Origin of the sequence: Bacillus sp. T3 (assembly GCF_033449965.1) — a bacterium.
Taxonomy (GTDB): Bacteria; Bacillota; Bacilli; order Bacillales; family Cytobacillaceae; genus Bacillus_BU.
The window spans coordinates 2039088-2052773 of sequence record NZ_CP137761.1 but is presented as its reverse complement, the minus strand read 5'-3'; the positions used below and the strand labels follow the sequence as shown (position 1 = coordinate 2052773).

Sequence of the window (13686 nt, the reverse complement as noted above, 5' to 3'; positions counted from 1 at the left end):
TCCACAAACACAAAACAGGCTAACTCATTTAAAGTTAGCCTGTTTAACTAGTTTTCTATTAATTTTTTATAAAATAGACCATCGCAATTTCATCACAGCTAGGCATTTTTGGACAATTGATACAATCACTCCATACCTTTTGAGGCATGTTATCCTTTACCGTAACCTCAAAACCACATTTTTGGAAAAATTCCACCTGGTACGTTAGAGAAATCAATCTTTCAATTTCAATCCGTTTTGCTTCTTCAATAATTTGATCTACGAGGAGTTTACCAATCCCGCGCTTTCCCATGTTTGGGTCAACGACTAATGATCGAATCTCAGCTAAATGTTGATCAAAAATCGTTAAACTTGCGCACCCAACAATTTCCCCTTCTATAACAGCAACAAACATCGCTTGGATATTTTGATAAAGCGATTCTCTCGTTCTTGGTAATAAAACCTTTTGTTCTGCATAACCAATTATTAGGTTATGTATTGTCTCTATATCAGAAATCTTTGCCTTCCTAATCTCCACCATCAATCTCACCTTTAGTTTCTAAAGTATTTTTATGCATAAAAATAAATTCTTACTAATATTTAATCATAAAACAGAATAATTAGAAACAAATTTTTTAGTAATTATCTTTCAATAAATACTTATAGAAACGAAAAAGGTCCCTGTCCTTTTTCGAAGCACTTAGCTACGGTTTAGGACAAGAACCTTTCTTATCATTAGTTGTTAACTGGTATCGCGTTAAAATATTCTTCGAGGGTTATTCCACGATTCATAATATCTGAAGCAATCGTTTTGCCGACATATCTCAGGTGCCATGGTTCATACTTGTACCCAGTAATAGCATCTTTTCCTTTTGGATAGCGAATGATAAATCCATAATCAGCAACATTTTCTTGGAGCCATTTTGCTTCCGCTGTACCTCCAAAGCAATCCTCGGCTGCACAACTTCCATCCCCTCCAGGTAACATCAATTGCAAGACCAGTTTCGTGTTCACTTGTTCCTGGTACTGCACTATATGTTCTCGCTTTTTCATATCCATCCTTTTGCACATAGTAATTAAACAAAGATACTTGTGTAGCATGTGATCGATAACCTGATACTCCTAGGAGATTAATACCATCAGCCTTTGCCCCATCAAAGAGTCTGGAAATCGCAGAAGCTGCCTCACTTCTCAATTTTCTTTTTTCCGCTGTAGCTGAAGAAAGGTATGGAATCGATGTTGTTACGAGATCCTGTGGTGAATAATTCTCCGGAAGCTTTCTTTGTTTATTTACCAATACTGGAATACTCTCCAGGCTGAGCGACCACTTCGATGCCATCCCCACTGCTCGTGGTAGTTCCGTTTTGAGCCTCGTTTTGATTCGGTTGGTTTTGGGCTGATGCTGATTCTTCTTGTTTTACTTGGTGTTTTGTTTTTGACTGATCTTCCTTATTTTGGACCTTTTGTTCAGCAGAGTTTGATGTTTTATTTTCAGCCTCTTTTTTATCAGTGGTTGATGGTTGCTTAGATCCCGAGCTTTGTTGGTTTATATCGGTCTCAACTATCTGCTTTTCTTCGTTGCAGCCTGCCAAAATAAAAATTAAAACGATGAAACAACAAAAGATGCTACGTATATTTCTCATAATATTACTTCCCTTAAGTTAAGATTTAGTTATTACATACAGAACAACAAAAGCTTTATCATTTTATCACATATGGAAATTGTTAGGAATAGTCGAATACTCTCATCATTCGACTTAAAAGATAAATTTATTGATTGCAACAACAAACAATTAAATAAATCCGTCCTCAAATTTGTATGAAATAATCAATTTATGGGATGATATTGTATAGGCAGTTAGATCTTTCCATAGGAAATAAGAAGGGAGAATACATAATGGAAAAAATTGAAGTTGGTGAAGTTTTTACGATTGAAGATCATGATGGAAACGAGCAAGAAGTTGAAGTGCTAGGAACCATTGAGCTAAAAGGCACAGAATATGTCGCTGTTGGGTTTGTAGAAGATATTCAAAACGAAGATGAAGAGGAAGATATTGATCTCTTTTTTTAAAAGTCGATGTAGACGGAGAACTTGCTGCTATTGAAACGGATGAAGAATTTGAAATGGTTTCAGAAGCTTTTGACCAAATTTTCGACGAAGCCGACGAGTAAAGCGAGAGGACCAAGGTTTGAACCCTGGTCCTTTTTTTATTTATTTTTGATATCATTTCCTTTACCTTCTGCTAACTGTTCAAATGACTTAACTTTTCCATGAGGGTGTTGATCTTCTTTTTTTACGCGCCACAACCGCTCTTTTTCATGCTTAGATTGGCTCATTGTCGAAAACCTCCTTTTTGCTAATTATTTTAGTGATTTTATATAACGAAATCATCAAAGTCTTCTTTTTTAGGTTGTGAATCTGATGTTGGTAATGACTCAGAGAATTCCTCATTCTTCGTATTTTGCTTCGAAAATGCAGCATCTTCTACTTTCGGTGTTAACTCTTTGGCAAATTCAGCAAATGCTACATTAGGTAACGAGATGTTTTTACTTTTTTGAAAATTATCCATTAAGCCTTGCAAGCGATCAGATTGGTTGGTTTGATTTTGGCTTTTACCAATGCGATACGCAGCAGCACTCATTCCTAAGCCAAGAAAGGACGCTAACATAATTCCCTTTTTACTCGTTTTTCTTTTACCAAACAGATTTATATTTTTGCTTATATCATTCAAAACATTCATCCAATTATTATTCACATTAACACATCCTTTTTTGAACTTCAGAAGTTCATTCATTATCAACAACTTTTATTTTTCCTCAAAAGAGTTCAATTATTCTGGTATCGATTTGGTTTTATAAACATCATTTTATAACAAAGACTCTGTTGATTTCCGCTCCAGGTGCTCCCTTTCTGCGAGGGAGTTTCGCACCTTCCACTCCAATCAACAGAGTGTTCAAACATAAACAATATTCTTTAACATGTCCTTACCAAAAAATAAAATAATAGGCAAAAAAAAAAAGCCTTTCAGCTTTTTCACTCTTTTTATTTCATATTTTTATGAAGGAATGTTTTCACTCAACATATCCATCGCTTGAATTTCATCGAGTCCTTTTACTAATCCTAGTTCGCTAACGAAAATTTTTCTAGCGCTATCAAGCATCTGTCTTTCGCTTGAATTCAAGGTCTTTTCTTTGTTAATTCGCATAAGATCCCGGACAACCTCAGCACCTTCAAGAATATCACCCGTTTTTAATTTCTCCATGTTGATTCTATATCTGTCTTTCCATGTAAGCGATAGATCCGATTCTCCGTGGTAAAAAACATCTAATACCTCATCAAGGATTGGGATATCAACAACCATCCGTATGCGCGAACGTTCAACCTTTCCCATTGGTATCAATACATTCATGTTATTGATAGGCATTTTAATGACATAATACTTCTGAGTTTCTCCGAGTACTTCCTTTTCTTCAATGGCCTCAATGACTCCTGCTCCATGCATTGGATATACAATGTTATCGCCGATTTTAAACAGAACATCCACCTCCGTATTAGGTACCTTATTAAGGTTAACACAGATTAGTTTTTTTATCAAATTTATTATATTATCATTAAACAAATATTTTTGTCAACATTTTTCACTTTTTTTCCATTTAATTTTCTTTCATATCGGACTTCCCAGTTCTCATAAAGTAGGGATGAGGGGGTGCACGGTTTGAGAAAGCGCATCATTGTATTATTTGCATTTTGTTTCGTAATCCTATCAGGCTGTTTCAATGACCCGATTCAGGATGAATTACTTCAGTATCTTAATAGCGACTTAACAACAGCTCATAAACTCGAAAAGAAAGCCGTATCAGCCTATGAAGGTGTTACTGGTGCAAACTTCACCAATGATCAGGTGTTGTATGAGACGTTAAAAAATGAAGTCATTCCGAATTATGAAAAATTTCTAGATGAGCTTAACTCAGTCAAAATAGAAAATACAGAATTAAAGGAAATCCATGATATTTATCTCGAAGGTGCCAAACTTCAATATGAAGCATTTACAATCATTATCAAAGCATTGGAAACACAAGATCCAGTTCTGATTACAAAAGCAAATGAAAAACTAAAAAAAGGGAGAAAGCTTATTGAAGACTATGTAAATAAGCTTGAACAATTAGCAAAGGATCATAAAGTTACAATTGACAAAAACGAAACCTAAAAAATATGGCTGACAAGGTGAATATTCAGACACCTAGTCAGCCATTTATTTTTTATCCCTTTTTTTCAATATAAAATAAACAAGTAAAACCAATGCCACTACGAAAAAAATGATATAGATGATATTTGCGTAAACTCCCATAAAATCGAGGACCTTTTCCCACGAATTCCCAAGCAACGCACCTGCGCCAACAAGTAGCGAATTCCAAATTAGTGTTCCCACTGTTGTGAAAAACAAAAAGATAAGAAGCTTCATATTCGACATCCCTGCTGGAATCGATATCATACTTCTAATAAAAGGAATCATTCTACAAAACAAAACTGTCCAATAGCCATGTTTGTCAAACCAGGCATCTGCTTTTAAAATATCCTCCTGTTTTACATGAAGATATTTCCCCCAGCGGTCAATAATTTTTAACAACCGTTCCACATCAAGCAGCAGTCCAACTCCGTACAAAACAATTGCACCAGCTATCGAGCCCCCTGTTGCAGCTAATATGACCCCTATTACACTTAAGTCAGAATAGGTCGTCATAAATCCTCCAAAAGGTAAAATTAACTCAGATGGTATTGGCGGAAATACATTTTCTAAACACATCAGCAAAAAAATACCTACATAACCAAATTGCCCCATAAAATCAGTAATCCAAGTTTGCATGAAACGCCTCCAAAAAAGATAACACAAATGCGATAACAAAGAGGTTTTCCAATTTTATCCTAAATTCATTTCTCCTTTATTATAGCAAATTGCGTACAATGCTTATAACAATTTCACTTAATCGACGATAAAGATTGGATCGTGATCCAGACTTTTCACACCCTCATTAAAAATAAGCTTTGTTTTAAAATGATATGAGCTTGTTTGTGACGTCCTTTCTAAATCCTCCGAAAGCTGAAAGTGAAATTCAAAATGACTCCTCTCTCCAGAATCAATTTGCTGTTTCGTTAATATTGTCACAGAATCAATTATTTCTTCCGTTTCTAAAATCGGATTTGTTTTGACGAAATCACACTCAATTCTTTTGATTTGTTGTTCAACCGTTCCGCCGATAATATGAATTCGACCATTCACCATTTCAGCTCGTCTATATCTATTTTTATCTATGATTAAGTCGACCTGAGCAGAACCAATTCCCATTAAAGACATGTATTTTCTTAAAATCATGATTACCTAACCTCCGTAAAATTTTTTTATTAAACGCTCCGTTAAGTTTGCCTGTTGATTTCCGCTCCAATCAACATAGTGAAAAAATCAACTATGAGCTTTAACAGAGCCTAAATAAAAATTAAGCATTAGTATAAACGAAAAAGACCGTTACCTATGATTGGTAACGGTCTAAACATAAAGACCTTTACCAAAATGGTAAAGGTCTGGCTAACAACATCAATGCTGCCAACAAAGCCGAGAGCAAACACTCTGAAATGACGACCTTGCTGTTAAAGCTACTCCCCTTTAGAGGATACGTTATTTAATTAACATAAGCATAATGGGAAATCCCCTTAAAGTCAATAATTAATTAGCCGTATTCTTCATGCCTTAATGATGAAAAATAGATTATAATATATGTTATGTTAAAGAAAGTTGTTGATTTTTAAGCACTCTGTTGATTGGAGCACCTAGAGCGGAAATCAACAGACAAAATTAACAAAGCATTAATATAAATACTAAAACGAATGGAGAATATACCATGTCTGATCAAATGCAACCAGAAAAAACCGATACTTCTAAAAAGAAATTGAGCCTCCAGGAAGCAATCAAGCAACAACTCGAAAATAAGAAAAACAAATCGGCAGCAAATCAGTCCTATGCTAATGCTTCAACAGCAACAAAAAAATTAACAAGCCAACGGACTAAAAAAACAAATAATCAAAGTAGACGCACCGGTGTATAATGGGAGGACAAAATCGTAGTAACATCTCTCCAGGTACTCAGGTCAAGATTGTCCTTAAGGCGGATCAAAAATCCGGAAAACTGACAAATGGGGTTGTAAAAGACATCCTCACAAACTCTAGCTTTCACCCACACGGGATCAAGGTTAGGCTTCTCGATGGACAGGTTGGTAGGGTCAAAGAAATACTTAGTAATTAACAAAAAGCATTGAAGGTATAGTTCCTTCAATGCTTTTTGCATGAATTAAAACATTTATGAATTAAGATCTAACATTAATTAATTAAAGCCTGAAGTGGAGCAGGAATTCTTCCGCCACGACGGATAAACTTTTCAGAGCTAAAAGGATTTACACCCATGACAGGTGCGCGTCCAAGCAAGCCGCCAAATTCCACCATTTCGCCTTCTTCTTTGCCTGGTACCGGAATGATCCGAACAGCTGTTGTCTTTTTATTAATCATTCCGATTGCCGCCTCATCAGCTATAATGGCTGATAGTGTTGCAGGCGTAACATCTCCTGTGATCGCAATCATATCAAGTCCGACTGAGCATACGCATGTCATCGCTTCAAGCTTTGAAAGAGTCAAGGCTTTATCGATAATTCCACGAATCATTCCATTATCCTCACTGACAGGAATGAACGCACCACTTAGTCCACCAACATAAGAACTCGCCATCGCTCCACCCTTTTTCACGGCATCGTTCATTAAGGCAAGTGCCGCAATGGTTCCATGTGTACCCACACGTTCAAGTCCAATTTCTTCAAGAATCTCCGCAACGCTATCGTTAATTGCATTCGTTGGGGCAAGCGATAAATCCATTATTCCAAATGGAACACCAAGACGCTCTGCCACTACTCGTCCAATTAACTCACCTGCACGGGTAATTTTAAAAGCGGTCTTTTTTATAACCTCGGATACTTCACCTAAGTCAGCATCTTTATGACGTTTAAGTGCATTTAATACCACTCCTGGACCACTTACGCCGACATTTAACACGACTTCTCCTTCGCCGGAGCCATGGAAAGCACCAGCCATAAACGGATTGTCCTCAACCGGAATTACAAAAGACAACAAGCTTTGCACAAGCTAGGCCATTTTGATCTTTTGTCATTTCTGCCGCTTCCTTCATGATATGTCCGAGCTTACTTACCGCGTCCATATTAATCCCCGTTCTCGTTGTTGCAACAGAGATTGAAGAACAAACTCGCTCAGTTACCGTTAAAGCTTCCGGTAGTGCATCCAGCAAGGTTTGATCCCCTTTTGCAATTCCTTTATGTACTAAGGCAGAATATCCACCAATAAAGTCAATGCCGAGAACCTTTGCAGCTTTATCGAGTGTTTTGGCTAACTCCACTGCCTGTTCCTTCGTTGCATTGCCCAATATTTCTGCGATTGGTGAAATAGAGATACGCTTATTGATGATTGGTATACCAAATTCCTTCTCAACCTCTTCCGCTACCTCTCTTAATCTGCTAGCGTAAGTTGTGATTTTATCGTATACTCGCTGATTCATTTTTTCAAAATCAGAATCCGCACAATCGTGAAGATTTATTCCCATTGTAACAGTACGAATATCTAAGTTTTCCATTTGAACCATGCGGATGGTTTCCATCATTTCTTGTATCGCAATATTCATTCTAGGTGGCCCCTCCTTCTATATCCGGTGCATGGCTTGGAAAATTTCCTCAAGCTGGATGTTTATTTTTAGACCTAACTCAGCACTTACTTCATCAAATTGCTTCTGTAATTGGTCAAGATTCTCTTTATTCGATACGTCTACTAGCATCATCATTGTAAAGAAGTCCTGTAAAATAGTCTGACTAATATCCAAAATATTAATACTGTTATCAGCCAATATGTTGGTCACCTTTGCAATAATTCCCACTTGGTCCTTTCCAATTACACTTACAACTGCTCGTCTTTGGTTCATCCTACACACCTCTTATATTATTTTAAAATAAAAAAAAGATTGGATTAACTCCAATCTCAGCAGGGAATAGAATAACATATTTTTTAATTCCTATGTTACTCTTCTGTCCTTTTGCCTGAGATTGTGAATCCTTCGGCGCCACTTTGATGCGGTCTCTCCAGAAGCTGCTCCAGTTATAGTGTGACCCATAACCTTCATTGCTTACTATAATATTTAAATAATAATGTGATGGTACCAATAAATAATAAACCCGTCAATAGGGATGATTATTTTTTGAAAAATAACACTATTAACGAGTTTTTATTTACTGGACTTTATGTTTTACCGTGACTTTCTTTTTGAAGCTCCACCTTTTCTAGTGGAACCTATTTTGGTAGCACCACGGACAGTATCAGATGATTTCTCAAAGCGACGCTGATTACTATTTCTTGAAGCTTTTGGCTTTTCAAATTGACGTTGCTCGCCATCTCTTGAACCTTTTGTTTTTTCAAAGCGACGCTGCTCGCCATCTCTTGAACCTTTTGATTTTTCAAACTGACGCTGCTCGCCATCTCTTGAGCCTTTTGCTTTTTCAAATCGACGCTGCTCGCCATCTCTTGAGCCTTTTGTTTTTTCAAATCGACGTTGCTCGCCATCTCTTGAACCTTTTGATTTTTCAAATCGACGCTGCTCGCCATCTCTTGGACCTTTTGCTTTTTCAAATTGACGTTGCTCGCCATCTCTTGGACCTTTTGCTTTTTCAAACCGACGTTGCTCGCCATCTCTTGGACCTTTTGCTTTTTCAAACCGACGTTGCTCGCCATCTCTTGAACCTTTTGCTTTTTCAAACCGACGTTCCTCGCCATCTCTTGAACCTTTTGTTTTATCAAACGTACCAGCTGTTTTCTTCGAACGACCAGGTTCTGCCGATTGAAAATGGTCTTCCCTTGTCTTTCTTCCTTTAGGAGTCTTATTATCAAACTTTTTCTCTTTTCGGCCTAGTTCATCGCTATTATTTTTTCGAGAAAAAGGGCGACCTTCGCCTTTTCCATCTTTTGCAGCTGCACGATTTTTCCCTGGTTTTTTCCCAAGTTTACTTGATGCTGTTGCTGCCTTTCGACCACCTTTGGTTTTCTTTTTTGTGGAAGTTGATTCTGGTTTATCCTCAGTTTCATTTCCTTCATTTTCAGCTTTTATCATGTTACCTATATTTTGCTTTTTAATCGTAATATTCAGTTCTTCTTCAATTAAGTCAAGAGCTGGACGATCTTTGGAAGCATACAACGTAATAGCTAGACCAGTCATCCCAGCTCTACCTGTTCGACCAATCCGATGGATGTAGCTTTCGGCGTCTTGTGGAATATCGTAATTATACACATGTGTAACACCTTCAATATCTAAGCCTCTAGCAGCTACATCGGTGGCAATCAGCAACTGAATCTCAGCATCTCGAAATCTTTTCATGACCTGTTCCCGTTTCGCCTGAGTTAGGTCGCCATGAAGCTCATCACATTTAAAGCCATGAGCACGTAGAGCATCATAAAGTTTGCTGACCCGACGCTTTGTCCGGCAAAAGATTACTGCTAAAAACGGCCGATGTGTTTCAATTAACTCAATAAGTGTCGCTTGCTTAGCTCGATCAATTGTAAAAATCGCCATTTGTTTCACTGTTTGTGCAGGCCCTTGAGTTTTTTCCACCTGAATAGTTTGAGGATTACGCATGTACGTACGAGCTAATTTCTGAATTTCCGGTGGCATCGTCGCTGAAAAAACAAGCGTTTGTCGACTATTCGGTGTTTCCTTAATGATTTCCTCCACTTCATCTAAGAATCCAATATGAAGCATTTGATCTGCTTCATCTAGGACAAGTGTATTTAATTTAGAGAAATCAACTGTACCTCTCCGAATATGATCTAATAATCGACCAGGTGTGCCGACGACAATTTGAATATTTTTCTTTAATTTATTTAACTGTTTTTCAACATCCTGACCACCATATACAGCCAAAACATCGATTTCATCGTTATCGTTGATAAGCTTTTTCACTTCTGCTGTAATTTGCAGAGCTAATTCTCTTGTCGGAGTCACGATCAATGCTTGAATATGCTCTGCATTTAGATCCATTTTTTCTAAAATCGGCAAAATAAATGCGAACGTTTTACCCGTTCCTGTTTGCGCTTGAGCAATAATATCTTTTCCATCCATAACGAATGGGATTGCTTGTTCTTGTATTGGAGTTGGAACCACCACTCCATTTTCCGTTAATTTTTTTACTAATTCTTCAGAAATACCCATTGATAAAAAATCAGGCAAACAAAACCCCTACTTTCCTTTTTTAACTCATCCTTTTAATAATGAGTGTTTAACAAGGAAATAGCAAATATTCTTTTTGGTTGTAGATAATTAACATAGCCCTATCTAAATTTTCAATCCACATAAAAAGGCGACAGCATTAATGCTGTCGCCCCAGACAAACTTATGAGGCAGCGGACATTTGTTCCTCTATTTCCGCAAAAAGTGTGGTTTTAATAGGCTAAGCGGACAACAAGTTCGCTATTCAATCATTTTTTGGCATAATTCAGTGGTTTTTATATAAATAGAGTATCCTGTGTCCGCATAAGTCTGTCAAAATGGTTATTTTCTCAAAATAAGGGCCTATATGTCCGTTCAATAACCGCACTTTGATTAGCTTAGATTAATCTGGACCAGCGATGTCCAATTATGGATTGGGTTAGGTTTGCCAATCCGATTATGGAAAACTCTAAAAAGGGGTTCGGAATGTTGACCATTCCGAACCCCTTACGGAGACAATCTGCTGCAACAGCAATTATGCTGTCGCCCATTTACTAATAGCCCAATCTAAACAAGATGTTTACGATCCCTGTTTTTGTTATTTTACAAAGGCAATGGCTTTTTCAACCACTCCTCATAAAATGCATCGATGTCCGGCTCAAAGTCTTTCAAAATTGGATACCACGGTGTAACGGCTTCAACCTCAAGCTGTGATGCACATTCCGGGCAGTAATATTCACGGATGACCTGCCACTCTGGGTCTGGCGCAAGCATTTTCGGGTAGAGTTCACCTAATTTTTCTGGAGTATCACGTACATTAATTAACGCATGGAGCTTCCAATTATCGTCTGCAGAACAAAACTCATGACCACAATCGCATTTGACGACGCGCTCTCCTCCAGGCTTTAATACGTAATATAAATGGAGCCCTGCTGGTAACAAAATCGGATCCTTCCACGAAACCCGTTCTTGAAGGATACTGATGTATTTGTCAAATCGATCATGATCTTTAAAGGTTGAGAGCATTTCCTTTAGTTTGTAAAAATCAATCGTTCCATCAATTAATTCTTCAATCGTTTTGCGATCATATTGTGTCATGATTTCACCCCACTCTTTCCATATAATAATTATTTATTATGGTCTATTTTACGTCCAAACACTGGAACACCCAATTCATCCTCCGTTAGCTTCCACTGGGTTGGAAGGTTCCAGAATTCTTTAAATTCACGAGCAAAGGTTTCACTTAATGCAAAGCTAGAGGCATACATGTGGCGCACTTGGACAGAAGCATCCTTTTCCACAATTGATTCACGCTCCTGCTTTATCCACTCGGATACTGGTACACCACGTTTCAAACGCTCTTTCCGAATTTCGAGTCGACGAGTCTCTGTTGCTTTTCCATCAACAATATATTGACCACTTTCATTCTGAATGACGACCGCACCGTATACCTTCTCGGCAAATCGTGGCAGAAGATGTCCATCTTTTAAGTCTTCCTCGATGGATTTGACATTGCGTTCAAGTGGATCACCAAAGCCAGGGCCCCCACGCAGGTAGTTCAAGTACAGATCATAATCTTCGAAAATGGTTTCAGTTGTAATCGCTTGTTTATCCCGGATAATCTCCGCACCAGCGATTAACTCATCATAATTTGGATTGTCAGGATCGATGTCGCCGCCAGTTGGAAGAGGCAATTTCTTTTCAATCCGTTCTTTTAAATTCGTTTTATGTGCTTCAAAACGGTAACCCGATGCAGCCGGATAGCCTCCCATTAAACCACAATCACTGGACATATAGCCGTTGCCCATGAAGAACATCGTCCAGTCCTTGGCACCATAAACCATTCGTAACGTTTCATAGCCGCTACCGCCACGATATTTTCCATAACCAGCCGTATTTGGCTTGATGCTTCGACCAAGGTAGATCAACGGCTCTGCAAGCTCCCAAATCTCCATGTCTCCCATATCGCCTTCAGGATTCCAGATGGCAGCTGCGTGTGAAATGCCATCACGAACCGCACTTGCCCCAACTCCTTCAGCTGCGGATTCAAAGCTATTAACGGCGTGATTTTCTCCAAATTGATTCATCCCACCGCCTTGCAGCCAGTTCGAAGTATTCGCATTCCCTGCATTTACTTCTTCTAGGTAACCACGGGCAAAATAGTTCCGGCTCAAGGCACGCCATAACGGACTCCATGCCGAAACTAGGAAATGCCACGCATAACTATGGGCTGTTCGAATATCGTCAGGATTTAGCCATGAACCATATGGTAAATCAAATTGTGATGCATATAGGGCACCATCATTTACACGGTCGTTTGGAATTAAGGTTTGAGACATCATAACCCAAATACCACTCGTGATGGCGACTGGGGTTGCGTTGTAACTGTGCCAGCCCCAACGGTTAACCCCTTCGAAATCAATTTGGAATTTACCATCCTTATGAATCGTCATTTCAGTCGGTGCATGCATGATTGTGTTCACGCGTGCGTAAGGAGGTACATCTAATTCCTTATAAGGTACGTCAACAAATGATACTTGACGATATTTACCTGGAATGAGCATGCTTTTGACTTGGTTAACAAAGCCTCGACGACCATCCTCGATGACTTCACGAATGAAATGCTTATAGGTGTCGACGCCTTCTTCTTTAATAATATCGAGCACGAGGTCACGAATCATATGACAGCCCGCAATCCGCGTCCGCTCATCAAGAAGCCAATATTTAGTCGTCCGAACTGAGCGTTGTGATTCAATGACCCAATCCTTCAGAAGGGTATCTTTCTTGCCGATTTTACGACAAGCAACTTGATAACCATCATCGTAACGGGTGACCGGTCCAACCGTCATACTTCCCGTGCTGTTGCACCCACATCGATTACGTGTGTCACACCACCAACCCAGCCAATCAGTTCTCCTTCATTGAAGATTGGAACGATGGTATGAACATCACATGGATGGACATTTCCGATTTGGCAATCATTATTACAGAAAATGTCGCCATCCTCGATTCCTGGATTGTCTTCATAATCATTTTTGATCATATATTTGATCGCTGAGCCCATCGTACCAACGTGAATGATGATTCCCGTACTCGTTACGACTGAATCGGCTTCTGGAGTATAAAGGGTGAAGCATAGTTCCCCTTCTTGCTCAACAATCGGGGAGGCAGCTACTTTTTTCGCAGTTTCACGAGCATGAACGACTCCTCCGCGTAATTTTGAAAAGATTTTTTCATAGCGGATGGGATCCGTTTCCTTTAACGGCAACGTTCTCAAGCCTGCGTAATGCCCGGATTCACGGCTAAGCGTATCGATTTCCTGCCGCATTTGCTTTACTGTTTTACCGTCCCAGCCTATATTTCTCTTCCTTTGTAAGCCTTGTTCTGTCGTGTTCTTCATTCAAAAACC

At 38.7% G+C, this 13686-nt stretch carries 12 protein-coding genes, 4 pseudogenes and 1 riboswitch; of the genes and pseudogenes, 4 read left to right on the top strand and 12 right to left on the bottom strand.

Annotated features, from left to right (window positions below; genetic code table 11):
- Positions 1–58 precede the first annotated feature (58 nt).
- Together RGF10_RS10670 and RGF10_RS10665 are read right to left on the bottom strand one after the other, a co-directional pair.
- Positions 59–520, bottom strand: a complete 462-nt coding sequence (locus tag RGF10_RS10670) for an N-acetyltransferase (RefSeq protein ID WP_318508992.1) — start codon at positions 518–520, stop codon at positions 59–61.
- Between the two features lie 194 nt (positions 521–714).
- Positions 715–1622: pseudogene (locus tag RGF10_RS10665) on the bottom strand (D-alanyl-D-alanine carboxypeptidase family protein).
- A gap of 254 nt (positions 1623–1876) precedes the next feature.
- Between RGF10_RS10665 and RGF10_RS10660 the strand changes: the two are divergent.
- Positions 1877–2151, top strand: a pseudogene (locus RGF10_RS10660) (DUF1292 domain-containing protein).
- A 36-nt stretch (positions 2152–2187) separates the two neighbouring features.
- Here the strand turns inward: RGF10_RS10660 and RGF10_RS10655 are convergent.
- The 3 genes from RGF10_RS10655 to RGF10_RS10645 form a co-directional block, all read right to left on the bottom strand.
- Positions 2188–2316: a DUF6254 family protein gene (locus RGF10_RS10655; protein ID WP_318508991.1), complete on the bottom strand. Its 129-nt coding sequence runs from the start codon at positions 2314–2316 to the stop codon at positions 2188–2190.
- A gap of 38 nt (positions 2317–2354) precedes the next feature.
- Positions 2355–2735, bottom strand: a complete 381-nt coding sequence (locus RGF10_RS10650) for a hypothetical protein (protein ID WP_318508990.1) — start codon at positions 2733–2735, stop codon at positions 2355–2357.
- A 300-nt stretch (positions 2736–3035) separates the two neighbouring features.
- A complete protein-coding gene (locus tag RGF10_RS10645; protein ID WP_318509412.1) occupies positions 3036–3515 on the bottom strand; it encodes a CarD family transcriptional regulator in 480 nt (159 codons plus the stop codon).
- Between the two features lie 180 nt (positions 3516–3695).
- Here RGF10_RS10645 and RGF10_RS10640 point away from each other — a divergent pair, with 180 nt between their 5' ends.
- Complete coding sequence (locus RGF10_RS10640) at positions 3696–4187, top strand: hypothetical protein (protein ID WP_318508989.1); 492 nt, start codon at positions 3696–3698, stop codon at positions 4185–4187.
- A gap of 45 nt (positions 4188–4232) precedes the next feature.
- Here the strand turns inward: RGF10_RS10640 and RGF10_RS10635 are convergent, their stop codons facing one another.
- Positions 4233–4844: a DedA family protein gene (locus RGF10_RS10635; RefSeq protein ID WP_318508988.1), complete on the bottom strand. Its 612-nt coding sequence runs from the start codon at positions 4842–4844 to the stop codon at positions 4233–4235.
- A gap of 117 nt (positions 4845–4961) precedes the next feature.
- A complete protein-coding gene (locus RGF10_RS10630) occupies positions 4962–5351 on the bottom strand; it encodes a sporulation protein (protein WP_318508987.1) in 390 nt (129 codons plus the stop codon).
- A 523-nt stretch (positions 5352–5874) separates the two neighbouring features.
- Between RGF10_RS10630 and RGF10_RS10625 the strand changes: the two genes are divergently transcribed.
- Positions 5875–6078 carry a hypothetical protein gene (locus RGF10_RS10625; RefSeq protein ID WP_318508986.1) on the top strand — a complete coding sequence of 68 codons (204 nt, stop codon included), beginning with the start codon at positions 5875–5877 and terminating at the stop codon, positions 6076–6078.
- Complete coding sequence (locus RGF10_RS10620; RefSeq protein WP_318508985.1) at positions 6078–6275, top strand: YwbE family protein; 198 nt, start codon at positions 6078–6080, stop codon at positions 6273–6275. The genes RGF10_RS10625 and RGF10_RS10620 overlap by 1 nt, the downstream gene beginning before the upstream one ends.
- Positions 6276–6349: 74 nt before the next feature.
- Here the strand turns inward: RGF10_RS10620 and RGF10_RS10615 are convergent.
- The 5 genes and pseudogenes from RGF10_RS10615 to RGF10_RS10595 form a co-directional block, all read right to left on the bottom strand.
- A pseudogene (locus RGF10_RS10615) lies at positions 6350–7712 on the bottom strand (PFL family protein).
- Positions 7713–7730: 18 nt separating this feature from the next.
- A complete protein-coding gene (locus RGF10_RS10610) occupies positions 7731–8006 on the bottom strand; it encodes an ACT domain-containing protein (protein WP_318508984.1) in 276 nt (91 codons plus the stop codon).
- Positions 8007–8099: 93 nt separating this feature from the next.
- Positions 8100–8177, bottom strand: a riboswitch (glycine riboswitch).
- A 150-nt stretch (positions 8178–8327) separates the two neighbouring features.
- Positions 8328–10298: a DEAD/DEAH box helicase gene (locus RGF10_RS23805; protein WP_412176698.1), complete on the bottom strand. Its 1971-nt coding sequence runs from the start codon at positions 10296–10298 to the stop codon at positions 8328–8330.
- Positions 10299–10880: 582 nt separating this feature from the next.
- A complete protein-coding gene (locus tag RGF10_RS10600) occupies positions 10881–11375 on the bottom strand; it encodes an acetone carboxylase subunit gamma (protein WP_318508983.1) in 495 nt (164 codons plus the stop codon).
- 29 nt (positions 11376–11404) lie between these two features.
- Positions 11405–13677 (bottom strand): annotated as a pseudogene (locus RGF10_RS10595) (hydantoinase B/oxoprolinase family protein).
- Positions 13678–13686 lie beyond the last annotated feature (9 nt).

Excerpts from the sequence above, each read along its gene's own strand:
- RGF10_RS10625 (WP_318508986.1), top strand. The coding sequence starts at position 5,875 with ATGTCTGATCAAATGCAACCAGAAAAAACCGATACTTCTAAAAAGAAA.
- RGF10_RS10655 (WP_318508991.1), bottom strand. The coding sequence starts at position 2,316 with ATGAGCCAATCTAAGCATGAAAAAGAGCGGTTGTGGCGCGTAAAAAAA.
- RGF10_RS10620 (WP_318508985.1), top strand. The coding sequence starts at position 6,078 with ATGGGAGGACAAAATCGTAGTAACATCTCTCCAGGTACTCAGGTCAAG.
- RGF10_RS10610 (WP_318508984.1), bottom strand. The coding sequence starts at position 8,006 with ATGAACCAAAGACGAGCAGTTGTAAGTGTAATTGGAAAGGACCAAGTG.
- RGF10_RS10600 (WP_318508983.1), bottom strand. The coding sequence starts at position 11,375 with ATGACACAATATGATCGCAAAACGATTGAAGAATTAATTGATGGAACG.
- RGF10_RS10630 (WP_318508987.1), bottom strand. The coding sequence starts at position 5,351 with ATGATTTTAAGAAAATACATGTCTTTAATGGGAATTGGTTCTGCTCAG.
- RGF10_RS10670 (WP_318508992.1), bottom strand. The coding sequence starts at position 520 with ATGGTGGAGATTAGGAAGGCAAAGATTTCTGATATAGAGACAATACAT.
- RGF10_RS10635 (WP_318508988.1), bottom strand. The coding sequence starts at position 4,844 with ATGCAAACTTGGATTACTGATTTTATGGGGCAATTTGGTTATGTAGGT.